Consider the following 23,487-nt stretch of genomic DNA (forward strand, 5'->3'; position numbering starts at 1 on the left):
CTGAAGTCCGCTTTCGTCACTGAAGGGAACCGAGCGACTCGACACCGAGCCGCTCGAAACGGGGCGAGGGATTCGCGCCGAGATGGCGGGCGAAGAAGCGCAGGGCGCTCTCCGTCTCATGAGCGGGCACGTCGAGGTGGCCGCCCGCATTCGCGTGCAGTGCCTTCTCGGCCGAACCCAGGTCGTCGTACAGGGTGAGAGCCGCATCGCGCGGCACGAGCTCGTCGTCCCACTGCAGGCGGAACTCGACGGGTATCCGCACCCGCGTCGCGCTCTCGTCCACCGAGTCGCGACGCAGCAGCCCCAGCACGGCGGCGGTCACGCGGTCGTCGGCAGCGAGGAAGGGGATCCCGATGAGGCTTCCGAGCGCGACGCCGAGAAATCCCACCGGCCCCGCCGCATCCACCTCGTCGAGCTGCTGCAGCGCGTCGAGCGTCGCATGCCATTCCGCGACTCCCTGGGGCGCGATCTCGGCGTGGAACAGATCTGCGGCCGTCCCCATGTCGCCGACCGCGGCGCGCACGGCCATGTCGTCGATGAGCTCCCAGTGCCGTGAGGTGCGATGCCGCCCGCCGTGACACGGCGCGTCGATCGCCACCACCGTGTACCCGGCGCGTGCGTAGGCGTGTCCGAGTGCGATGACGTCCGGCTTGGTCCGGTTCTGCCGCTCCGCATGGCCGATCAGCAGCAGCGGGGGGGCGCCGATCGCGTCGTCCGCGGTCCACAGCGCGCCGGTGGCCTCGCCGACGACGATCTGTCGTTCCCGGATTCCGCCGGTGACGGATTCGGAGAGGGTCTGCATGGTCATGTGCTGTCCGTCACTTCCGGTACCAGAGCATGATCGAGCTCATCGAGGGAGCGTTCATCACGATCCCGCCGATGTCCTTCTTCGCGAAGATCGACGTCGTCGGCATGACGCCGGCGAGATAGAGCACGTTCTCCGCGGCGTAGCGGGCGACGTCCTGCCATGCCTTGCGGCTCGCCTCCGTGTCCGCGGGTGTCCGCTGGGCGGTGTCGATGAGTGCGTAGAGGCCGCTGTAGTCGGACTGCGACAGCCAGGTGCTGTTCGAGTCGAGCAGCGCAGAGATCGTCGGTCCCACCGGCGCCGAGATCGACGAGTACACGTTCAACGGCCAGGCGTGCGCGTTGATCTGCGTGCTCCAGGCTGCCGGGTCGAGCACCAGCGGCTGCACCGTGACGCCGATCTTCGCCCATTGCGCCTGCAAGACCTGGGCCAGGTCGGCGTTGCCCGGGACCGGCCCGACGATCATCTGGCCCGCATCGAACCCGTCCGGATAGCCCGCCTCGGCGAGCAGCCGCTCCGCCTTCTTCGGATCGTACGGGTGCAGGTCCACCAGATCGGGCAGATAGCCCTCGGACCCCTCGGCGAAGATCTGCTGGTTGTAGATCACGTCGTCGCCGAAGATCCCCGCACCGATCGACTTCCAGTCCACCGCATACGCGAGTGCCTGCCGCACCCGCAGATCGGCGAGCGCCGGAACGGTCTTCCCTTCCAGATCGCCGAAGATGATCGGCTTGCCGCCCCCGGCTCCGAGGACGACCTGCAGCCCGGCATCGCGAGCCGCCTTGACCTGACGCTGCGCTCCGGCAGCCACGTCCACCTGTCCGGTGCGCAAGGCAGCGAGACGGGTCTGCTCCTGAGGCATGACCTTGAGCACGATCTTGTCCCAGCGCACCTCCGCCTTGTCGTAGAAGTACGGGTTGGGCGTGTAGACGTAGGTCGAGTTGGTGACCGTGTTCTTCGTGTCCAGGACGTAAGGCCCCGCACCGGCGGCCTCGAGCTTGAGCTTGTCCGGGTCCTTGAGCGCGGCGGGGTTGGTGATCCAGCCCAGCGACGAGAACGAGGTCGTGAACGCCCAGGGCAGATTCGGGCGCGGCTTGTCCTCTTGCAGATGCACCACGACCTCGTGCTCCGTCGGCGTCTCGAACGTCGCCCCGCCGAGCCAGTACTGCGAGTACGCGGTCTGCAGCGCGTACTGCCAATAGGCGATCACGCCCGCGGCTGTCACCGGCGACCCGTCGCTGAACTTCGCATCGTCGCGCAGCTCCAGCTTCAGCGTGGTGTTGGTGTCGTCCAGCCACTCCCACTTCGTGGCGAGACTCGGGGCGAGCTTGCCCTTCTCATCGATCTCGATGAGCGGCTGATAGACCGGGGCGAGGAAGTCGTTCGACAGGCCGGAACGGGCGATGCTTCCGGCATCGAAGCTCGCCGGCGCCCGGGTCAGGGCGACGGTGAGCGTTCCGCCTCTGCCGCTCTTGCTCGATCCGGTCGTCGTCCCGGACGAACCGGAACTGCAGCCTGCGGCAGTGATCACGAGGGCGCCGGCGAGCAGCGCCGCTCCCAGGGCTCGCACGAGCCGGAGTCGCGGGAAACGCATAAGTACCTCTCAGGGGGATGGATCGGCCGCGGGAACGGGCGCCCTCACACGGCGTTCGCCGCGCGCTGACGAAGGCTCTCGGCCCGATCGGGAATGGCGGCGATGAGTTTTCGGGTGTACTCGTGCTGAGGATCGGCGAACACCTTTTCGGTGCTCCCCTGCTCCACGATCCGTCCCCGGTAGAGGACGTAGACGCGATCGCACATGAGCCGCACGACGTTCATGTCGTGCGAGATGAACAGGTAGGCGACCTCCCGCTCCCGCTGCTTCGCGGTGAGGAGGTTCAGCACCTGTCCGCACACCGAGGCGTCCAGAGAGCTGACCGGCTCGTCGCACACGATGAGCGCGGGGTCGGAGATGAGGCTGCGGGCGATCGCGACGCGTTGCAGCTGGCCGCCGGAGAGTTCGCGCGGGTATCGGCGCGCATACGACGGATCCAGGCCCACGCCGGCGAGCGCCACGCTCACGAGTCCGTCGCGCCCCGGCTTCGCGCCTCCGCCGGCCGCCGTCAACGGCTCGAGGAGGCTCCAGGCGATCGACTTGAACGGATTGAACGCCCGATACGGGTTCTGCAGCACGACCTGCACGGGCCCAGGCTCGTGCGACCGGCGTCCGCGCAGGGCGACGTCCTCGCCGAGCACCTGCACGGACCCCTCCGCCGGCGGCTCGAGACCCAGCACCGCGTTGCCGATCGTGGATTTGCCCGACCCGGACTCGCCGACCAGACCGACCGTCTCGCCCGGAGCGATGTCCAGTGTGATCCCCTGCACCGCCCGGAACGTGCGCCCGAAGCCCTGACGGTAGTCGATCGCCAGATCCTCGATACGGAGGACGTTCCGCCGGGTGGGGGAAGCCGTCCCCTCGACGGTGTTCTCAGCCACGATCGGCCTCCTCTGCGTTCGGGTCGTCGCCGATGACGGACACGGGCCGTGCGATCGTCCGCACCGCGCCGACGAGGGCTGCGGCTTCGGAGGCGCCCTCGCGCACGGTGATGCAGCGTGCGATGACGGCGCCGTCCCGGCGTACGGCTCGTGCGCCGGGTTCGGCGCAGGCCGCCGTGGCCAGCCCGCAGCGCGCGCGGAAGCGGCAGCCGTCGGGCCACGTTCCCGGATGGGGCACGGTGCCCTCGATGAGCGGGAACGGCTCACCGCGCTCGACCCCGTGCAGACCGCAGTCGAGCAGGCGGCGCGTATACGGATGACGGGGACGGGTGACGACGTCCAGGGTCGGGCCGTGCTCGACCACGTCGCCCGCATACAGCACGAGCAGCTTGTCGCAGAGCGCCGGCACGATGTTCAGGTCGTGCGTGATGAGGATGAGGCTCAACCCCTTGTCGCGCTTGATCTGCTCGAGCAGCTGCAGGATGCCGTGCTGCACGGTCACATCGAGGGAGGTTGTCGGCTCGTCGGCGATGAGCACGTCGGGGTCGCCGGCCAGTGCCAGCGCGATGCACACCCTCTGCGCCATCCCGCCCGAGAGCTCATGGGGGTAGCGCGACATCACGCGCTCCGGCTCATGCAGCTGCACGGAGCGCAGCAGCTCGATCGCTCGCTCGCTCGCGGCCGACTTGGACAGATCGCTGTGACGACGGATCGTCTCGATCATCTGGTTGGACACTCTGTAGCAGGGATCCAGGCCCACCATCGGGTCCTGCGAGACGTAGCCGATCCGGCGGCCCCGCAGCTGCTGCATGCGGGACTTGCTCGCCGTCGTCAGGTCCTCGCCGTCGAAGACGACCTCTCCGCGATCCACGGTGATGTTGGCGGGCAGCAGCCCGAGCAGGGCCAGGGTGGTCACCGATTTCCCGCAACCGGACTCTCCGACGATGCCGATCGACTCGCCGGGCTGCAACTCGAAGCCGAGATCGGTGACGAGCGGCGCCGCAGGCTCCGTTCCGCTCGCGGCGCGGCTCAGCCCGAGGCCGCGAACACGCAGCAGCGCGGTCGGGGACGGAGCGACCACGATCGACTCCTCGGCGTCGACCGATCCGACGCTCACCTCGAGCGATTCGCCTCGCCTCGAACGCCGGCGCGGTGTCGTCGCCGCGGCCACGATGTCCCGCGCAGCGTCTCCGATCGTGATGAAGCAGACGACGAGCGATCCGATCGCGACCGCCGGCGGCACCATCATCCACGCGGCCTCCGAGATGACCATCTGGGCGTCCTGCAGCATCCCGCCCCAGCTGGCCTGCGGCGGCAGGACACCGAAGTTCAGGAAGGCGAGGCCGCTCTGGATGATCAGCGCGAAGGCCGCCATGAGGCTCAGATTGACCACCACCGGCGGAAGTGCCGTCGGCAGGATGTGGCGCAGCATGATCAGGCCCTTGCGCACGCGCGACACCTCGGCGAAACGCACGTAGAGCTCCTGCGACGCCTGCAGGCTCATCGCCCGCGCGATCCGGAACAGCGACGGCGAGAAGAGCAGACCGAGCGTGATCATGGCCGCAGTACGCGCGGAGGGGTCGATGGCGAACAGCAGCAACAGGATGATGAGGCTCGGCAGCGCGAGGATGATGTCTGCCAGCCGCGAGCTGACCGCATCGAAGGCGCCTTTGAGGTACCCCGCCGCGATCCCCGTGGGGAGTCCGACGAGCACCGCTACGAGGGTCACCTGCACGATGCCGACGAAGGCGTCGGTGCCGCCGTAGAGCAGCCGGCTGAGGATGTCGCGCCCGAGCGGATCCGTGCCGAGCCAGTGCGCGGCGGAGGGGCCGGCGAGCACGTTGCCCAGGTCCTGATCGTTGTACCCGTAGGGGGCGATCACCGGAGCGAGCAGGCACAGGATCGCCAGCAGCAGGACCCAGCAGGCGGCGACGATTCCGGCGGGATGCTCGCCGATGCGCTCGAGGAGCGCAGGGCGGCGATAGGGCACCTTGAGCGCGGCGGTGGTGGGGCGCGGCGGCGCAGGGCGTGCGGTGGTCATCGACCGCCTCCTCGGAGTCGGGGATCCAGAAGCGCGTAGGAGGCGTCCGTGACGAAGTTGATGATGACGACGCCGAGGGTGAAGTACAGGGCGCAGCCGAGCGTGACCGGCAGGTCGTGCTGAGTGACGCCCTCGAACAGCGCCAGCCCGACACCCGGCAACGCGAAGATCTGCTCGACGAGCACGGTCCCCCCGATCAGGGTGATCGCATTGAGTCCGATCGCCGTCACCACGGGGATGAGCGAGTTCCGCAGCGCGTGCTTGAACAGCACGCTCCCGGGGTGCAGGCCGCGCCCCTGCAGACTCCGGATGAAGGGCGCGGACAGGGTCGACTTCATCTGGTCGCGCGTGAGCTTGGCGATGCTCGTGATCATCGCTGTCGCGATCGCCGCAACCGGCAGCACGAGGGACCGCAGCCACTGCCCCGGATCCTCCGAGGGCTGCACGTATCCCGACGCAGGGAACCAGCCGAGGTTCACTGCGAAGACGTTGATGAGCAGCAGGCCGAGGACGAAACTCGGCACGGCGATGCCTGCCACCGAGAGTGCGTTTGACCATGCCTCCCCGGATCCCTTGCGCACACCGCTGGCGACGCCCAGACCGAGCCCGACGACGATCGCGACCGCGAGGGCGAGGGCGGCGAGGCCGAGGGTCACGGGCACCCGCTGCTCCAGGACCACGCTCACCTTCTGCCCCGTCAGGTAGGAGGTGCCCAGGGATCCGTGAAGCAGGTCTCGGAACCACTCGAAGTAGCGCACCGGCAAGGGGCGGTTCAGGCCGTACTGCTCTTCGACACGCTGGATCTCCGCCGGTGTCGCGGCCTCTCCGAGGATCTGCTGGGCGACGTTCCCGGGGGTGAGCACCTGCAGCACGAAAGCGATGCTCGGCACCACGATGATCAGCACGATCGACATCAGGATGCGGTTGCCGAAGAAGATCACGAGCCTAGGCATGGACGTCGGCCCCCGTCTGCGCGATCGACGCGAATCCTCGCGCCGGCCGCCGATGGCCGTGGTGTGAAAGCCGCATCGCTCCCTCATTCGTTCCGTGATTCGGAAGACGCCGACCGGGCGGGACGTTGTGCCCCTCTGAGGGTCTCCGGGTCATGGATCCGGGTACCTGGCGCCGTTTGTCGTACCGCGACCGTGGCGTCAGAAGGCGTCTCGGCGTCGGTATGGGGCCACTGTACGTTATGAATGCAATAGCACGCAACTGTATCCAATGGGATATTTACCCTGCCGCTCTCCCTAGGCAACCCCACGACAAGGCACTTCCCGTTGATCGGAGCGCGGAACCACCGCCACCACACTCCGCCGTGGACAGCCGTGCTCGCTTGTATGCAATAGGACCGGCGCGATATCGTTCTCTGACTCCCGAAGGGGGTCCGGTAACGGAAAGGGCGCGCATCGCGCGCGCCGGAGTGGGAGGAATACCGTGACGGTGTCCGCGTACGACGGGATCCGGGAACTGATCCTCACCAACGCCCTGCCCGCGAACGAGCCGCTCGTGGAGACCGCCCTCGCCGAGCAGTTCGGAGTGAGCCGCACGCCGATCCGCGACGCCCTGCGTCGACTCGAGCAGGACGGCCTCGTCGAGCGCTTCGGCCGGGGTGTCCGGGTGCGCGAACTGAGCCCCGAGGAGATCCTCGAGATCTACGAAGTGCGCGAGACCCTGGAGGCGGCAGCCGCACGCGCGGCGGCCAACCGGCGCACCGAGCTGGACCTGTCCCGCCTCGCAGCGATCCACGAAGAGATGCTCGCCCTGGGCGAGAACCTCGACGAGCGAGTCGCCCTGAACAACCGCTTCCACGAGACACTGTGGCAGGCGAGCCACAACAGCACGCTCCAGGAGTCGATCGGGCGACTCATCATGCGGCTTCGCCGGCATCCGCACACCACCCTCGAGTACCCCGGGCGATGGGAACGAGTGCTCACCGAGCACCAGGAGATGCTCGACGCGATCCGCGACCGGGAGGCGGATCGCGCCGCCGAGATCGCCACGGTGCACATGAGCGCCGCTCGGGACGTGCGGCTGCGCATCTACGCGACCAATCCTGACGGCCTCCGCGGACAATGACCCGCTGACATCGCCCCGTCGCGGACCGAGGAGCATCGCACCCTCGGTCCGCTTTCTTGCTTTTCATTGTATACATCTGTAGCCTGTCGCGTACGTCAGTACTCGAATCAACGACGACCCGAGGAGCGCTCATGACGACGACCAGACCCAACCCCCACGACGACCCGATCACTCCCCGCTCCGGCATGCCGCGCCGGAGTGCGCTGCGCACCCTCGCGGGCGGCGCCGGCGCCCTCGCCCTGGGAGCCGCCGGCGCGATGATCTCCGCACCCTCGGCCCGTGCCGCCGGAGGGAGGGTCGCCGCTGCGCCCGACGGCGGCCGCAGCCATGGACGCGTCACGCGCTACGACGCTCAGACGACATGGAGGCCGATGCCGGAGGACGCCGCCGCGCAGCGCGATGTGCAGATCCGTCCCGGGGTGCGGCTGCGGGTGTGGGACACCGGAGGGCGCGGACCCGTGATCGTGCTGCTGCACCCGTACAGCGGCAGTGGCGAGGTGTTCGGCTATCAGCACGCCGCCTTCGCCCGGGCCGGCTATCGATCGATCTCCTTCTCCCGACGAGGATTCTTCGGCTCGGACGCCGGCCCCTCCGACGACACCGGCACGGTCGCCGGAGACCTGCAGCTGCTGGCCGACGCGCTCGACCTGAGGCGCTTCCACCTCGTCGGCACCGCCGCCGGCGGCTTCGGCGTCTTCGACTACGCCCTGTCCCATCCGGAGCGCCTGCGCAGCGCCGCCGTCGCATCGACCCTCGCCGGCATCTCCGAGCCGGACTGGACCGCGGTCACCACCGCCCTCCTGCCTGCGCAATGGAACTCGCTGCCCGGGGCCTTCCAGGAGCTCGGCCCTTCGTATCGCGCCGCGAACCCGGACGGCGTCGCGCAGTGGCAGCACTATGAAGAGCGCTCCAAGCCGGCAAACGTGGTGCAGGCAGCGGGCCGGACCATCACCTGGGCGGCGGTCGAGAGCATCACGACGCCTCTCCTCGTCCTGAGCGGAGACGCCGATCTGTACATGCCGCCGCCGCGCATGCGGACGATCCTCGAGCACGTCCGCGACGGCGAGGGCGCGCTGATCAGCGAAGCAGGGCATGATCCCTTCTTCGAGCAGCCCGATGCGTTCAACACGGCGATCCTCAGTTTCATCCGCCGACGCTGAGGGTCACCGGACGGCCATCCCAGCTGTGCCGCGTACCCTGGTCCGGTGACCTCCTCGCCCGCGCTCGCCCGCGCCGAATCGCTCATCCGGTCCATCCCGGACTACCCCGAACCCGGCATCCTGTTCCGCGACATCACGCCGCTGCTCGCGGACCGCGAGGCGCTGCACGCGACAACGGACGCCCTCGTGGCCCCGTTCCTCGGGTCCTTCGACGTCGTGGCCGGGATCGAGGCGCGCGGGTTCATCCTCGCCGGAGCGGCCGCGATCGCCGCCGGCACCGGGTTCGTGCCGATCCGCAAGGCCGGCAAGCTGCCGCTGCCCGCGGCCTCCGTCGACTACGCGCTCGAGTACGGCACCGCCACGATCGAGATGCACGACGACCTGGCCGCCGGATCCCGGATCCTGCTCATCGACGACGTGCTCGCGACCGGCGGCACCCTCGCGGCCGGCCGCCGCATCGTCGAGGAGCTCGGCTACACGGTCGCGGGGATCTCGGTGCTCTTCGAGATCGACGGGCTCGGCGGCCGCGACGTGGTGGGCGACGTGCACACCGTGTTCCGCAGCTGAACGCACCCCGGACCCCCCGCCGACGCCCGGCAGGACGGCCCGCGCCCGGGCGGTAGACTGGTGTCGCCCCCGCCCGCGACTTCCTGGAGCCACGCATGCCCACCATCGTCGTCGACGTCATGCCCAAGTCCGAACTGCTCGACCCGCAGGGCAAGGCCGTCTCCGGGGCGTTCGCCCGCACGGGCGTGACCGCGTTCAGCGACGTCCGCATCGGCAAGCGCTTCGAGCTCACCGTCGACGGCGAGGTCACCGACGCCGTGCTCGCCGAGGCCCGCCGCGTCGCCGAAGAGGTGCTCTCCAACTCGGTGATCGAGGACGTCGTCGCCGTCTCCGTGAGCGGCGCCGAGGCCGCCGAATGACCGTTCGGATCGGGGTCGTCACCTTCCCCGGCTCCCTCGACGACCGCGACGCCCAGCGCGCGGTGCGCATCGCCGGCGCCGAGCCGGTCGCGCTCTGGCACGGCGCGCACGACCTCGACGGGGTCGACGCCGTGATCCTGCCGGGCGGCTTCAGCTACGGCGACTACCTGCGCTCGGGCGCGATCGCCGCACTCTCGCCGATCATGACCGAGGTCAAGGACGCTACCGCGAAGGGCATGCCCATCCTCGGGATCTGCAACGGCTTCCAGATGCTCGTCGAGGCGCACCTGCTGCCCGGCGGTCTGATCCGCAACGACCACCAGCACTTCGTGCGCCGCGACCAGAAGCTCACGGTCACCAACGCCGACACCGCCTGGACCCGCGACTTCTCCGCCGGCCAGGAGATCATCATCCCGCTGAAGAACGCCGAGGGCGGGTACGTCGCCTCCGAGGAGACGCTCGACCGCATCGAGGGCGAGGGCCTCGTCGCCTTCCGCTACACGGGTGTGAACCCGAACGGATCCCTCCGCGACATCGCCGGCCTCACCAATCCCGCCGGCAACGTGGTGGGCCTCATGCCGCACCCCGAGCACGCCACCGAGCCCGGCTTCGGCCCCGACACGGCCGCCGCCATGCGCAGCGGCGTCGACGGCCTGCCGTTCTTCACGAGCGCGATCGCCGCGGTCGCGCGCGCCGCCGCCTGAGTCACCCCGCTTTCGAGTCGGCCCCCTCAGCACGACCCCCGGGTCGTGCTGAGGGGGACGACTCCGTTCCGGGGCGTTGCACCGCGCGGCACCCCGGTCTAGCGTCGGAACCGTCCCCGACGATGGGAGGACCGCATGGGCCGGTTCGTGTACTGGATGAACGTGTCGCTGGATCTGCGGATCGAGGCCGCTCCCGGCGAGGACGGCGGCGGCGACTGGATGCGGATCGGCGAGCCGCTGCACCGCGAGTTCAATCGACGTGCCGCCGAACTGGCGCTCCTGGTGCAGGGCCGGCGCGTGTTCGAGATCATGGAGGACTACTGGCCCGCGGCCCGCGATGACCGGTCCCTGCCCGCGTTCATGCAGGAGTACGGCGCGATCTGGACCGACAAGCCGAAGATCCTCGTCTCGCGCACCCGCCACGAGGCCCCGTACAACACCCGGGTGATCGGCGACGATGCGGTCGCCCGGCTGGCCGACGTGCGCGCCGAGACGGACGGGGACATCGGCGTCGGCGGAGCGACGCTCGCCACCGCCCTGCTCGACGCCGGACTGCTCGACGAGCTGCTGCTGTTCACGCACCCGGCGATCCTGGGATCCGGCCGGCCGCTGTTCGACGATCCGCGTCCGGGCGAGACCCGGGATCCGGTGATCGTCGACCTGCTCGAGCAGGCCTCCTACGACGAAGGCGTCACCCTGCACCGCTACGCCGTGCGGCGCTGAACGGGTCAGCCGAGCGCGGGCGGCCAGACCCCGATGAGCACGGCCATCACCACGACCGTGACGAGTTCGTGCGCGATGTTCAGCACGGTCAGCGAGCTGGGGCGCCCCTCGAAGGCGTCGTGCGTGATGAACCGCGCGGCCGTGAACCCCATCCACAGCGTGATCGAGGTGACCAGCGCCGAGACGAAGAAGGATCCGCCGTAGAAGTGCCAGGCGATCGCCGTCGCCCCCGCGAGCACCCACGCGGTGACGAAGCTCACGACCACCGTCGCGATGATGGCCAGGACGGGGTTGCCCTTGGGGTTGTCGAGGTCGATCCCTGCGAGGCGGGCCCAGCGCGTGCCGAACACACCGCGGGCGTACCAGACGGATCCGACGAGCATGCTCGACGCGGTCGCGAGCAGGACGGCCCAGTAGTTGATCTCGGGAATCATCGCGACGCTCCTTCGGGACGGGATCCGGACGGTGGATCCGGTGCGCTCAGGGTATCGCCGCGCACGTCCCTTCCGGGGACGACGGGCGCCGGTCCTCGGTATCCAGAAGGCCCCGGCCGTTGTGCAGGACCGCCCCGCCGTTGTGCAGGACCCGCGGGCTGAATCCTGGCGATTTCCGGCCCCGAACGCCGTTTCCGGAGGCTGCGGCCCTGCACAACGCGCACCCTCCCTGCAGAACGGCCGACTGCGCGGCGCGACGTCAGGGCTGAGCGGTCACCAGAGGCTGAGCGGTCACCAGGGGCGGAGCGGTCACCAGGGGCTGGGCTCGTAGTCCTTCAGGAACACGCCGTGCACGTCCTCCCCGGCCTCGCCGCGCACGATCGGGTCGTACACGCGGGCGGCGCCGTCGACGAGGTCGAGCGGGGCGTGGAAGCCCTCCTCCGCGAGGCGCACCTTCGTGTAGTGCGGGCGCTCGTCGGTGATCCAGCCGGTGTCGACGGCGGTCATCAGGATGCCGTCGGTCTCCAGCATCTCCGCGGCGCTCGTGCGGGTGAGCATGTTCAGCGCGGCCTTCGCCATGTTCGTGTGCGGATGGCCGGGACCCTTGTACCGCCGAGAGAACTGACCCTCCATCGCCGAGACGTTGACGATGTGCTTGCGGCGCGCGGGCGATGCGGCCATCGCCGGACGCAGCCGGCTGATGAGCAGGAAGGGCGCGGTGGTGTTGCAGAGCTGCACCTCGAGCATCTCGAGCGGATCCACCTGGTCCACGCTCTGCACCCAGCTGTTCACCCGGTTCACGTCGGGCACGAGACCGCCCGCGTCGATCGCGCTGCCGTCGGCGTGCTTCGCGAGCGACGAGGATCCGGGCGCCATCGCGAGTCGCGCCAGGTCGTCGGCGGTGAGCGCCTGGCCGCCCTGCTCGGCGATCGTGCCGCCGAGAGAGGCGATCGACAGCAGCGGATGCGCGTCGACGGACGCCTGCAGCGCCTCGGGGTGCGGATCCGCGGTGTGCCCGAAGGTCTCCATCTCGGGCAGGGGGCCGTTCGGAAGCGGCTGCAGCTCGGCGTCGACGAGCAGCGAGTACGCACCCGGCGAGCGGCGCACGGTCTGCGCCGCGTTGTTGATGAGGATGTCGAGCGGCCCCTGGGCCGCGACCGAGTCGGCGAGCGCGATCACCTGGGCGGGATCGCGCAGGTCGATGCCGACCACGCGCAGGCGGTGCAGCCAGTCGGCGGAGTCGGGAAGCGCCGCGAACCGGCGCACGGCGTCGCGCGGGAACCGCGTCGTGATCGTCGTGTGCGCGCCGTCGCGCAGCAGCCGCAGCGCGATGTGCATGCCGATCTTCGCGCGCCCGCCGGTGAGGAGGGCCCGCTTGCCGGTCAGATCCGCCCGCGCGTTGCGCTTGCCGTGGCTGAACCGCGCGCAGTCGGGGCAGAGCTGGTGGTAGAACGCGTCGACGGTCGTGTACGGCTGCTTGCAGATGTAGCAGTTGCGGGGCTTCAGCAGCTCGCCCGCGGTGGGCGCATCCACCACGCTCGACGCGAGGTCGAGGCCGCGGGTCTCGTCGTCGATGCGGTCGGGGGCGCCCGTCGCGGTCGCGGCGATCACGGCCTTGTCGGCCTCGGCGATCGCGTCGCGGATCTCCCGTCGGCGCACCCGCTTGGCGGCCTTGAACATCGCGGCCGTGGCCCGGCGCACCTCGATGAAGTCGGGGTGGGTCTGGTCGAGCTCGTGCAGCTCGGCGAGCACCCGGAGGGTCGTCGCGAGGTCGTTCGGGTCGATGCCGGATCCGACGGCGTCGCCGAGGTCGGAGGCGTCGGAATGCGCGTCGGTCATTGGACCGATTCTACGCGAGCACGCTGAACGGGATCCGGGACGAGCGCCGTTCCCCTCCCCTGGTCGCCTTTCCCTCCCCGCAGCAGCGACTCCCCGGGGAGGGGAAGACGGCTCAGGGAGGGAAACGCGCCCCCGGGGAACCGCGCACCCGGGGAACCACACCCGGGAATCCCGGGCGGGCATCGGGGGCGGGCACCGCGAACGGGGCCGGACACCCGGACGGCCGGCCCGGGAACCGCACCGGAAACCGCACCGGGAACCGCCCGGGGAACCGCGCGCACCGCACCGGAGCGGCCGGGCGGTCGGCACGCGGGGCGGCGCCTCAGGCGATGCCGCCGCCGTCGACGACGAGGGCGGATCCGGTCACGTACGACGACTCGTCGCTCGCGAGCCACACCACGGCCGCGGCGATCTCGGACGGCTGGCCCATCCGGTTCAGCGGCCGCTCCGCGGCCTCGGCGAGGAAGCCGGCCTGGTCCTGACCGAGCTGGCGGGCCTCGTCGCGCAGCATGCCGGTGTCGACGTCGCCCGGGTTGACCGAGTTCACGCGGATGCCCTGCGGGCCGTGGTCGATCGCGAGCGCACGGGTCATGTTGACCACCGCGCCCTTCGATGCGCAGTAGGAGATCGCCTGCCCGCCGCCCTTGAGACCCCAGCCGGATCCGGTGTTGACGATGGATCCGCCGCCGTTCGCCGCCATGACGGGCACGACGTGCTTGCACATGAGGAAGATCGCGCGCACGTTGACGCCGAACACGCGGTCCCACTCCTCGACCGTGGTCTCGACCGCCGTGGTGCGGCGGATGATCCCGGCGTTGTTGAAGACGACGTCGACACCGCCGAAGCCGTCCACGACCGCCGCGACGACGCGTTCGATGTCGGCCTCGCTCGAGACGTCGGCGCCGATCGCGAGGGCGGTGCCGCCGGCCGCCCGGATCTCCTCGGCGACGGCCTCGGCCGCCTCGGCGTTCAGGTCGACGACGGCGACCTTGGCGCCCTCGGCGGCGAAGGCGAGGGAGGTGGCGCGGCCGATGCCGCCGGCGCCTCCGGTGACGATGGCGTTCTTGTTCTGCAGTCGCATGGTGGTTCCTTTGCGGGTGGGGGTCAGACGGGGGTGGTCTCGGGGGCGGAGACGGCGTAGAACGCGGTGGCCGCGGCGCCGGTGATGACGCGGACGTGCCCGGCGAGCGCAGCGTCGAGCTCGGCGTCACCGGTGTCGACGAGGAGCGGGCGCCCGGCGAGGTCGACGAGCTTCTGCTCCGGGGCGACGACGAGGAGCGGAGCGGATCCCATCGCGCGGATCACCCGCGCCGAGAGCTGCTGGTTGCCGCGTCCCAGCAGGAAGCCCTGGCCGCCGATGACGGTGACCACGGCCTGAGCCGGCCCGGCGGCGACCTCGTCCAGCAGGCGCCGCTCGTCCGCGCCCGCGGCGATCACGGCGCCGTCGAGCACGACGTCGACGCCGAGCGGGGTCTTTGCCACGCCGAGCTCCGCCGCGATCCGTGCGGTGGTGCCGCCGGGACCGAGCAGGTACCGCACGCCGGGGCGCATCGCGGCGACCGCGGCCCGTGCCGCGGAGGCGACCGCGGCCTCCTCGGTGGCGGGCGTCGGCGCCTTGCGCGCCTGGGTGCGGCCGAGACGCTGGGGGACGCGGAGCGTGCCGTAGAGCACGGGTTCGACCCTGGCGCGGCGCAGCGCCGCCTCATCGACGTCGAGCACCTCGCGCTCGGCGGTGGGGACGGGATCCGGCCCGATCCAGTCGGCGGCGAGGGATCCGGCCGCGACCGGGCTCACCGCGAACACGGGCGAGTACATCTTGACGCCGGCGGGGATGCCGAGCACGGCCGGGCGGCCCGTGGGCGTCGAGCGGGCGGAGCGGGACGGGGCACGGTGCCCGGACGGAGACGGCGTTTCGTCTCGGGCGCCTGCGGCGTCCTCGCTCAACGACCCCGGAAGACGGGCACCCGAGGCGTCCTCGCTCAACGACCCCGGAAGACGGGCACCCGAGGCCTCCTCGCTCGACGACCCCGGGGGCGGCGTCAGCCCGCGCACGGCGTCGCGGAGGGTGCCGTCGCCGCCGGCGACGAGCACGAGCGTCGCTCCGGCGGCGGCCACGGCCGCCACGGCGGCGGCGGTGTCCTCGGGCGAAGTGGGATCCCCGACCGGCGTGAACACCACGACCGGCTCCAGTCCCGCCTCGGCGACCGCGGCGGCGCCCATCGCTCCGGCCGCGGTGAGGATGCGCACTCCGGGATGCGCGCGCGCGATGATCGCCAGCGCCTGCACCGCACGCCCGCCGGCCCGCGGGACGGAGCCGTGCTCCGCCGCGCGGGCCTGCACGGCCGCACCGTCGGAGCCGGCGAGGCCCGCGGGCCCGCCGACTCCGGCGACAGGGTTGACGACCAGTCCGATCACGCGATCAGGCTCCGACCGCGACGGGCTCGGCGAGCGCGGCCTCCGCATCCGGAAGGGCACTCCGCGCGGGGCCGTCCGGCGCTTCGCCGAAGTACTTCCGGCGGTAGGCGCGCCAGGTGATCGCCCAGCGCTCCGGGTCGTCCAGGTCGTCGTGGTGGGTGTGGTGCACGGTCTGGTTGTGCGGCGCGGTGCGGACGAGCTCGGGGTTCTCCCGCGCCTCCTGCGCGACCTGGGCGAGCGCCGCGACGTACTCGTCGATCTCGGCCTTGGAGTAGCACTCGGTGGGCTCGAGCGTGAACGGCTGCGGCACGACATAGGGGTGGTGGCTCGTCCAGTAGTGGAAGCCGTAGTCGGCCATCCGGATGCCGATCTCCTCCGAGGAGATCCCGGTCTCCTCGAACAGCTCCTGCCACGAGTACCGCACCTGCTCGATGCGACGGCGCCCGGTCGCGTAGGGCGCGGACGCCCCGGGGATCTCGAGCACCTTCTTCAGCAGGTAGTTGTTGTTCAGCACCGCGATCCGGGAGGCCTCGAGCATGCCCTCGGCCCCGAGCGCCATGATCCAGGCATACGCCCGCACGACGTGCAGGATGACGCCGTGGGCCGGCGCGACGTGACCGATGGACAGTTCGCCGGGCTCGCGCACCACGAAGCGTCCGTCGACCCGCTCCACACGGGGTCCGGGCAGGAACGGCGTGAGCGCCGCGCTCACCGCGTTGGCCGCGGCCCCCGGACCGCCACTGCCGTGCGGGGCGGAGAACGTCTTGTGCAGGTTGAACTGGCACACGTCGAACCCGGCATCGCGGGCGCGGGTGATCCCGAGGATCCCCGCGGCGTTGGCCTGATCGTAGGAGGCGAGGGCGCCGACCGCGTGCGCGGCGTCGACCCACTCCTTGATCGCGGGGTTGTAGATCCCGGTGTCCTCCGGGTTGGTCACCATGATCGCCGCGGTGCGCTCGGAGAGCGCGGCCCGGAGCGCCGCGAGGTCCGGATAGCCGTCGGCATCCGGGTAGATCGTGATGACCTTGTACCCTGCGACCTTGGCCGCGGCGGCGTTCGAGGGGTGGCTGAAGATCGTCGTGATGACCTCGTCGCGCTGCTCCGCCTCGCCGCGCGACGCATGGTAGGCGCGGATCATCGCGATGTTCGTCCAGATCCCCGCGGATCCGCCCGGGGACGCGAGCGAGACGGCGTCCATGCCCGAGATCTCGGCCATGAGCCGCTCGAGACGCCAGATGGCCTCGAGCGCGCCCTGCGTGTCGGCCGGGTCCTGCGCGGGGTGCAGCGCGCGCAGCTGCGGCACCTCGATGAGCTGGTCGTTGATCTTCGGGGAGTACTTGATCGTGCAGGTGCCCTGCCCGATGTCGACGTTGAGGTCGGATCCGAGGTTCTCCTGCGAGAGGCGCAGGTAGTGCTTGAGCACCCGCATCTGCGCGATCTCGGGCAGCGCCGGCGGGGTCGTCCGGCGCATGCCCTCGGGGAGGGCGGCCACGACGTCGCCGACGGCCTCGCGCACGACGGGCTCGACGGGCGTCACGAGGACGCCGCGCTCTCCGGGGGTGGAGAGCTCGAAGACGATCGGCTCGTCCCAGCCGGCCTGCTGGAAGCGGCGGGGGCTCGGCTTGGGGGCGACGGGGAGGCTCACTGGTCCTTCTCCTCGGTGTCGATGGCCGCGGCGAGCGCAGCGGCGAGGCGGTCGATGTCGGCGGCGGAGGTGGCCTCGGTCACGCAGACGAGCAGCGTCCGCTCGTCCACGACGACGCCGGGCTCGATGCCCTCGGCGCGCAGCGCGGCGACGACGTCGGCGGCGCGGGCGCCGTCGAAGCGGATCGTGAACTCGCGCAGGTGCAGGGCGTCGTCGCCGAGGCGGACGCCGTCGATCGCGGCGAGCCGCTGCTGGGCGTAGGCGGTGCGGGCGAGCAGCAGCTCGCCGAGGTCGGCCATGCCCTGCGGTCCCATGAGCGCGAGGTGCACGCCGGCGGCGATCCCCCACAGCGCGGCGGCGGTGCCGACCCATTCCTTGCCCTCTTCGCGGTGCGCGAAGGAGGTGCGGTCGTAGGCGACGTCGCCGAAGCCGTACTCGCCGGGCACGTCGGTGGACTCCAGGCCGAAGAGGCGCGAGGGCATCTCCATCACGAACCGCGGCTCGTCGTGCACCGCGATGAACCCGGCGTGCGCGCCGCCGAACCACTGGTGCAGGCCCAGCGACTGGATGTCGCCCGTGACGATGTCCGCGCCCTGCAGCGCGGGCGGGGTCAGCACCCCGTAGCCGATCGGGTCGGTGCCGACCACGACGACGGCGCCTGCGGCGTGCGCGGCGTCGGCGATCTCGCGCAGCCGCGTCTCGACGGCGCCGGTGAAGCTCGGCGTCTCGACCCAGACGGCCGCGACGTCGTCGGAGAGCCGGTCGCGCAGGGCCGCGACGTCCGCGATGCCGCCCACGCTGGGGATCCGCTCGATCTCCAGCCCGGCGCGCGTGTAGTCGCGCACCTTCGAGTCCTTCTCGGGCAGCACGTCGCTCACGGCGAGCACCCGGCGGCGGCCGGTGAGGCGGCCGGCCATCGCGAGGCCGGTGGCCGTGGCCTGGTAGCCGTCATAGGTGGGCACGTTCACGACGTCCATCGCGAGCAGCTCGGCCATGAGGGACTGGTACTCGAAGAGCGCCTGGAAGCGTCCGTGGTCCTCGTAGGGCTCGCCCGCATAGGCGGTGAGGAACTCGCTGCGACGGATCACCTCGTCCACGACCGCGGGCACGTAGTGGTTGTACGTCCCGGCGCCGAGGAAGCTCAGACGCTCCTCGGTGGTGCGGTTCTGCGCCAGGATCCCGCGCACGTGGCGGGCGAGGTCCTGCTCGGCGGGCAGCGGCGCGGGCACGTCCAGCGGACGGCGCAGGCGCAGGTCCTCCGGCACGTCGGCGTAGAAGTCCTCGATCGAGGCGGCGCCGACGGCGGCGAGCATCTCGGCGTGGATCTCGGGCGCCGTGTTCGGGATGTAGGGGTGCACGAACGTCTGCGTCATGCCAGCTCCTTCGACGGGGTGGCCTGGGTGGGCCGGGGGGGTGTGGGTCAGGGTGAGGAAAGGGATCTGCGTCGCGCGCGGCGTGGCGACGACCGCGACTCCGTACGCGTCCAGCGTCACGGCGTCGCCCGTCTCGGATCCGCTGAGCAGGTCGAGGCCGGCGGCCGGCAGCTGGAACGTGACCGGGTCGGCCGCGTGGTTGAGCAGGAAGGTGTAGTCGGTGGTGTCGTCCGAGCGCGTGACGGCCTCGGCCTGCACGGACACCTCGTCGCGGGCGGGGAGGCCGGCCGTGCGCAGCACGTCGCGGAACACCGTGACGAGACCCTCGGGAGACAGCATGGCGCTGACGTACCAGGCGGATCCGGATCCGTCCGCACGGCGGGTGATCGCCGGAAGCCCGGCGAGCTCGCCCGAGGCGTACGCCCCGCGGATCTCGACGTCCGCGTCGGCCTCGATCCACTCGCTCCAGCTGGGCACCTCGAGCACGTCCGCGCCGTAGGCCAGGGATTCCGTGCGGCCGTCGGCGATCGGCCACTGCTCGTCGACCTCGATGCCGAGCAGGCCCCGCAGCGGGCCGGGGGCGCCGCCGTCGTGCACCTTCTCGGTCGCGTCGACGACCCCGGAGAAGGGCCCGACGACGAGGGTCCCGCCGCGCTCCACGAAGGCGCGCAGAGCATCGGCCTGCCCCTGCTCCAGCACGTAGAGGTTGGGCGCCACGACCACGTCGTAGCCGTCGAAGGGCGTCCCCGCGTCGGCACCCCCCGCGCGCACGGCGTCGACCGGGTGCCCCAGCGTGGAGAGGGCGCGGTGCCAGGCGCGAGCCTGCGGCGCCCACTGCAGCCGCTGCGACGGCAGCGACTCGATCGCGCTGGATCCCCACCAGGAGTCCCAGTCCACGATGAGCGCCACGCGGGAGCGCACCCGGCTGCCGCGCACCGGCTCGAGCCTGCGGAGCTCGTTGCCGAGCGCCTTCGTCTCCCGGAAGCTGCGCGAGCGCTCGCCGCGGTGGCCGAGCATCGACGAGTGGAACTTCTCCTGGCCGTACTTGGCCTGGCGCCACTGGAAGAACATCACGGCGTCGGATCCGTGCGCGACGGCCTGCAGGCTCTCCACGCGGATCTTCCCCGGCGCCTTCGGCACGTTGATGTCCCGCCAGCTGGTCGCGCTGGCCGACGACTCCAACAGCAGCCACGGACGGCCGCCCTTGAGGGAGCGCATGAGGCCGTAGTTGAGCGCCGCGCCGACGTGGGACGTCGGATCCATCGGATCCGGATAGGCGTCGTCGGTGACGACGTCCTCCCGCTCGGCGAAGCGCCAGTAGTCGAGGTCGCGGAACATGCTCATGAAGTTCGTCGTGACCGCGATGTCGGGGGTGACCTCGCGGAGCACGTCGATCTCGACCTGGAAGAGCTCGAGCATCGCGTCGGAGGAGAAGCGCTCGAAGTCGAGCAGCTTGGTGGGGTTGACCGGGCCGGGCGCCTTCTTCGGCGTCTCGATGTGCTCCCAGGACGTGTAGCGCTGGCCCCAGACGTTCACGCCCCAGGCTTCGTTCAGTCCGTCGAGGTCGCCGTAGCGGTCCTGCAGCCAGCGGCGGAAGTGCCGGGCCGACTCGGGGCACCAGCAGCGCGAGACGTGGTCGCCGTACTCGTTCGAGATGTGCCACATCGCGAGTCCCGGGTGCTCGCCGTAGCGCTCGGCGATCGCGCGGGTCATCCGGGCGACGTTCTCGCGCCAGATCGGCGACGAGGGGCAGTAGGTCTGCCGGGACCCGAACTCCAGCCGGTGCCCGTCCGCGTCCCAGGGGGCCATCTCGGGGTGAGCCCGCAGCAGCCAGGACGGCGGGGTGGCGGTGGCCGTGGCGAGGTCGATCCGGATCCCGGCCTCGTGCAGCAGATCCAGGATCCGGTCCAGCCAGCCCCAGTCGTACACGCCGGGCTCGGGCTCGAGCTGGGGCCAGCTGAAGATCGGCAGGCTCACCATGTTCACGCCCGCCTCGAGCATGAGCCGGATGTCCTCGCGCCAGACGTCCTCCGACCACTGATCGGGGTTGTAGTCGCCGCCGTACGCCAGGGCGTCGATGCGGACCTCGCGGATCCGCTCGCCGTCGGGATGCTGCGCCACGGAGGCTCCTCTCTGAGTCTGTACAGAAGATCTGTTCAATGTATTCTGTATACAACAAGCGTAGGTGGAAGCGGGGATACGGTCAAGCCGTAGGCTGACCGCACCGGCCGAAGGGGAAGAACGAATGGCGATCGAACGCAAGAACCTGCGTTCCCAGGTGCGCGAGGAGCTGCTCACCCGCATGCGCGCCGGAAAGGTGCAGCCTGGCGAGGGGATCAACGAGGTGCAGCTGGCCGCCGAGCTCGGCGTCAGCCGCACTCCGCTGCGGGAGGCCCTGATCGCCCTGGAGTCGGAGGGGCAGATCACGAGCGAGAACGGCAAGGGCTTCCGCTTCGTGCCGCTCAGCGCCGGCGAGTTCGAGGACCTCGCCCCGGTGATGGCGACCCTGGAGAGCCTCGCCCTCGAGCTCAGCCCGGTCGACCAGCTGAAGGCCGTGGGGGCGCGCCTCGTCGAGCTCGCCGACGCGTTCACCGACGAGCACGTCGAGCACTCCCTGGTCATGACCAAGGACGACGAGTGGCACGCGCTCATGCTGTCGGTGTGCCCGAACCGGCGCCTGCTCGACGTGATCGAGAGCGTGCGGGGATCCTTCCACCGCTACGAGGCCCTCCTCGTCGCCGACGACGTGAAGATCGACCGCGTCGCCGCCGAGCACGCCGCGATCGCGCACGCCCTCGCCGACGGCGACGTCCCCGCCGCGGTCGCCGCGCTCAAGGTCAACTGGACGCACGGCATGCAGCGCATCCTCGACAACTCGTCGAGCGCCTACTTCTCGGCCTGAGGTCCGTACGGTCGCGGGTCGCACGGTCGCACCATCCGTCCGCGAGACCGAACCTGCGTCGCGAGACCGCGGATGAGTTCCACGGTCTCGTGACGCAGGTTCGGTCTCGCGGGGACGAGAACGGCCCGACGGGTCAGCCCTTGACGGCGCCGCCGAGGAGGCCGGCCACGAACTGCTTCTGGAACACCAGGAACAGCACGAACAGCGGCAGGGTCGCGAGCAGGGATCCGAGCATCAGCCCGGAGTAGTCCACGCGGCTGAGTCCGATCATCGTGTTCAGCGCGACGGGCACCGTGTACTTGTCCTCGGAGTTGAGCATGAGCAGCGGCCAGATGAACGAGTTCCACTGGCTGATGAAGGTGTAGATCACGAGGGCGGCGATCTGCGGGCGGGCCACCGGCAGCACGATGCGGTAGAACGTGCGCAGCTCCGAGGCGCCGTCGATCCGCGCCGCCTCGATGAGCGTCGTCGGGAAGTCGAGGAAGCCCTGACGCATCAGGAAGATGCCGAACGCGTTCGCGAGGAACGGTATGACGAGCGCCTGATAGGTGTCGATCCATCCGGCGCTCGCCATCATCTGGAACAGCGGGACCAACAGCACCTGCATCGGGATCATCATCGTGACCAGGATCACGCCGAGCAGCACCCCGCGCCCGCGGAACCGGTAGGTCGCGAGGCCGTAGCCGCACATGATGCTGATCAGCGAGCTGAACACCGTGTAGACCACGGCCACGAGGACGCTGTTGAACATCACCTGGCCGAAGCCCACGCTCTCCTGCAGCCGGCCCAGGTTCTGCCAGAACTCTCCGCCGGGGAGGATCGGCAGCGGGGTGACGAAGAGGTCGCTGGTCTTGTGCGTCGAGGCGATCACCATCCACAGGAACGGGATGAGCGCGAGCACGCTCGCCACGACCATGATCGCGTAGACCGGGGCGCGCAGCACGACCCGCCGCAGCAGCGGCTCCCCGCCGGACGAGGACGGCTGGCCGGCGCGGCGACGCCGGCCGGTGGTGATCAGCTGCGTCGTCATGGCTTCTCCCTCATGATGCGGAACTGGATGAGCGCGATGATCCCGGTGAGGATCACGAGCATCCAGGCGATGGCGCTCGCGTAGCCGAAGTCGAACTGCTGGAAGCCGACCTTGTACAGGTACAGCACCGGGGTGAGCGTGGCGTTGTTGGGTCCGCCGCCGGTGAGGATGAAGTTCTCGTCGAAGAGCTGCAGCGCGCCGATCGTCGACGTGACGCTCGTGAAGATGAGCACCGGGCGCAGCTGGGGCACGACGATGTGCCGGAAGGTCTGCCAGCGTCCCGCGCCGTCGATGCGGGCCGCCTCGTAGAGCTCGGGCGGGATCGACTGGAGGCCGGCGAGGATGATGACCATGTTGTAGCCGGTCCAGCGCCAGGTGATCGAGGCGATCACGGCGACCCGCGCCCACCATTCGTTGTTGAGCCAGTCGATGGGCCCGGCGCCGAACAGCGCGAGGAACTGGTTCAGCATGCCGCCGTCGGTCGTCATGATCACGCGGAACACGACCGAGTACGCGACGAGCGTGGTGATCGACGGCAGGAACGTGAGCAGCCGGAACCCCGCGCGGAACCGCAGCCACGCCTGGTTGAGCAGATAGGCGAGCCCGACGGCGAGCGCGATCATGATCGGCACCTGCACGACCAGGATCAACAGCGCGTTGCCGAGGCTCTTCAGCACCAGCGGATCCCGCAGCATCCGCGCGTACTGGTCGAAGCCCACGAACGTGCTCACCCCGCCGGAGGTGCGGAACAGGCTCTGCAGCAGCGACACCGCGAGCGGGTAGGCGAAGAACAGCGCGAGCAGCGCCGCCGCGGGAAGGGCGAACCAGATCCCGGGGCGGTGCCTGCGCGCGGCGAGCCGGCGACCCGAGCGAGGGGAGCCGCGACGGTCGTCGTCGCGGCTCCCCTCGTCGGAGCGCCGCACGGCGGCGACGGTCATG

General features: G+C 70.6%; 20 protein-coding genes. 7 read left to right on the forward strand and 13 right to left on the reverse strand.

From position 1 onward, the window contains the following. Nucleotides 1–16 precede the first annotated feature (16 nt). From J8G10_RS16875 to J8G10_RS16895, 5 genes are read right to left on the reverse strand one after another with little or no spacing between them, the layout of a single operon-like run. Nucleotides 17–808: an alpha/beta hydrolase gene (locus tag J8G10_RS16875; RefSeq protein ID WP_251447641.1), complete on the reverse strand. Its 792-nt coding sequence runs from the start codon at nucleotides 806–808 to the stop codon at nucleotides 17–19. A gap of 10 nt (nucleotides 809–818) precedes the next feature. Then, complete coding sequence (locus tag J8G10_RS16880) at nucleotides 819–2,399, reverse strand: ABC transporter substrate-binding protein (protein WP_251447642.1); 1,581 nt, start codon at nucleotides 2,397–2,399, stop codon at nucleotides 819–821. 44 nt (nucleotides 2,400–2,443) lie between these two features. Next, a complete protein-coding gene (locus J8G10_RS16885; RefSeq protein WP_251447646.1) occupies nucleotides 2,444–3,280 on the reverse strand; it encodes an ABC transporter ATP-binding protein in 837 nt (278 codons plus the stop codon). Continuing rightward, nucleotides 3,273–5,321 carry a dipeptide/oligopeptide/nickel ABC transporter permease/ATP-binding protein gene (locus J8G10_RS16890; RefSeq protein ID WP_251447650.1) on the reverse strand — a complete coding sequence of 683 codons (2,049 nt, stop codon included), beginning with the start codon at nucleotides 5,319–5,321 and terminating at the stop codon, nucleotides 3,273–3,275. The genes J8G10_RS16885 and J8G10_RS16890 overlap by 8 nt, the downstream gene beginning before the upstream one ends. Then, nucleotides 5,318–6,274: an ABC transporter permease gene (locus J8G10_RS16895; RefSeq protein WP_251447653.1), complete on the reverse strand. Its 957-nt coding sequence runs from the start codon at nucleotides 6,272–6,274 to the stop codon at nucleotides 5,318–5,320. Before J8G10_RS16895 ends, J8G10_RS16890 begins: the two co-directional genes overlap by 4 nt. Nucleotides 6,275–6,755: 481 nt before the next feature. Between J8G10_RS16895 and J8G10_RS16900 the strand changes: the two genes are divergently transcribed. The 6 genes from J8G10_RS16900 (at nucleotide 6,756) to J8G10_RS16925 (ending at nucleotide 10,910) form a co-directional block, all read left to right on the forward strand. Next, nucleotides 6,756–7,397, forward strand: a complete 642-nt coding sequence (locus J8G10_RS16900; protein ID WP_251447656.1) for a GntR family transcriptional regulator — start codon at nucleotides 6,756–6,758, stop codon at nucleotides 7,395–7,397. A gap of 131 nt (nucleotides 7,398–7,528) precedes the next feature. Next, a complete protein-coding gene (locus tag J8G10_RS16905) occupies nucleotides 7,529–8,557 on the forward strand; it encodes an alpha/beta fold hydrolase (protein ID WP_251447659.1) in 1,029 nt (342 codons plus the stop codon). Nucleotides 8,558–8,602: 45 nt separating this feature from the next. Further along, a complete protein-coding gene (locus tag J8G10_RS16910) occupies nucleotides 8,603–9,124 on the forward strand; it encodes an adenine phosphoribosyltransferase (protein ID WP_251447662.1) in 522 nt (173 codons plus the stop codon). A 95-nt stretch (nucleotides 9,125–9,219) separates the two neighbouring features. Continuing rightward, a complete protein-coding gene (gene purS, locus J8G10_RS16915; protein WP_251447665.1) occupies nucleotides 9,220–9,483 on the forward strand; it encodes a phosphoribosylformylglycinamidine synthase subunit PurS in 264 nt (87 codons plus the stop codon). Next, a complete protein-coding gene (purQ, locus tag J8G10_RS16920; protein ID WP_251447668.1) occupies nucleotides 9,480–10,187 on the forward strand; it encodes a phosphoribosylformylglycinamidine synthase subunit PurQ in 708 nt (235 codons plus the stop codon). The genes purS and purQ overlap by 4 nt, the downstream gene beginning before the upstream one ends. A 135-nt stretch (nucleotides 10,188–10,322) precedes the next feature. Then, nucleotides 10,323–10,910 carry a dihydrofolate reductase family protein gene (locus J8G10_RS16925; RefSeq protein ID WP_251447671.1) on the forward strand — a complete coding sequence of 196 codons (588 nt, stop codon included), beginning with the start codon at nucleotides 10,323–10,325 and terminating at the stop codon, nucleotides 10,908–10,910. Nucleotides 10,911–10,915: 5 nt separating this feature from the next. On the opposite strand, the gene J8G10_RS16930 is transcribed toward J8G10_RS16925, so the two are convergent. The 6 genes from J8G10_RS16930 to gcvPA all read right to left on the reverse strand — a co-directional run bounded on the left by J8G10_RS16930 (nucleotide 10,916) and on the right by gcvPA (nucleotide 20,737). Further along, nucleotides 10,916–11,344 carry a DUF1761 domain-containing protein gene (locus J8G10_RS16930; protein WP_251447674.1) on the reverse strand — a complete coding sequence of 143 codons (429 nt, stop codon included), beginning with the start codon at nucleotides 11,342–11,344 and terminating at the stop codon, nucleotides 10,916–10,918. Nucleotides 11,345–11,653: 309 nt separating this feature from the next. Continuing rightward, complete coding sequence (locus J8G10_RS16935) at nucleotides 11,654–13,183, reverse strand: SDR family NAD(P)-dependent oxidoreductase (RefSeq protein WP_251447677.1); 1,530 nt, start codon at nucleotides 13,181–13,183, stop codon at nucleotides 11,654–11,656. 322 nt (nucleotides 13,184–13,505) lie between these two features. Further along, the gene (locus tag J8G10_RS16940; protein WP_251447681.1) at nucleotides 13,506–14,264 is read right to left on the reverse strand and encodes an SDR family NAD(P)-dependent oxidoreductase; all 759 of its coding nucleotides are present in this window, start codon (nucleotides 14,262–14,264) and stop codon (nucleotides 13,506–13,508) included. Nucleotides 14,265–14,287: 23 nt separating this feature from the next. Further along, nucleotides 14,288–15,598, reverse strand: a complete 1,311-nt coding sequence (locus tag J8G10_RS16945; RefSeq protein ID WP_251447684.1) for a hypothetical protein — start codon at nucleotides 15,596–15,598, stop codon at nucleotides 14,288–14,290. A 4-nt stretch (nucleotides 15,599–15,602) separates the two neighbouring features. Further along, the gene (gcvPB, locus tag J8G10_RS16950; protein WP_251447687.1) at nucleotides 15,603–17,243 is read right to left on the reverse strand and encodes an aminomethyl-transferring glycine dehydrogenase subunit GcvPB; all 1,641 of its coding nucleotides are present in this window, start codon (nucleotides 17,241–17,243) and stop codon (nucleotides 15,603–15,605) included. Further along, entirely contained in the window at nucleotides 17,240–20,737 is a 3,498-nt protein-coding gene (gcvPA, locus tag J8G10_RS16955; RefSeq protein WP_251447690.1) for an aminomethyl-transferring glycine dehydrogenase subunit GcvPA, read from the reverse strand. Before gcvPA ends, gcvPB begins: the two co-directional genes overlap by 4 nt. 124 nt (nucleotides 20,738–20,861) lie before the next feature. On the opposite strand from gcvPA, the gene J8G10_RS16960 reads away from it, so the two are divergent. Next, on the forward strand, nucleotides 20,862–21,518 hold the full coding sequence (locus J8G10_RS16960) for a GntR family transcriptional regulator (protein ID WP_251447694.1): 657 nt from the start codon (nucleotides 20,862–20,864) through the stop codon (nucleotides 21,516–21,518). A gap of 133 nt (nucleotides 21,519–21,651) precedes the next feature. On the opposite strand, the gene J8G10_RS16965 is transcribed toward J8G10_RS16960, so the two are convergent. Both J8G10_RS16965 and J8G10_RS16970 read right to left on the reverse strand, forming a co-directional pair. Next, nucleotides 21,652–22,548: a carbohydrate ABC transporter permease gene (locus tag J8G10_RS16965; RefSeq protein WP_251447698.1), complete on the reverse strand. Its 897-nt coding sequence runs from the start codon at nucleotides 22,546–22,548 to the stop codon at nucleotides 21,652–21,654. Next, the gene (locus J8G10_RS16970) at nucleotides 22,545–23,486 is read right to left on the reverse strand and encodes a carbohydrate ABC transporter permease (protein ID WP_251447701.1); all 942 of its coding nucleotides are present in this window, start codon (nucleotides 23,484–23,486) and stop codon (nucleotides 22,545–22,547) included. Before J8G10_RS16970 ends, J8G10_RS16965 begins: the two co-directional genes overlap by 4 nt. Nucleotide 23,487: the final 1 nt, after the last annotated feature.

Source organism: Microbacterium sp. USTB-Y (genome assembly GCF_023703415.1).
GTDB lineage: Bacteria > Actinomycetota > Actinomycetes > Actinomycetales > Microbacteriaceae > Microbacterium.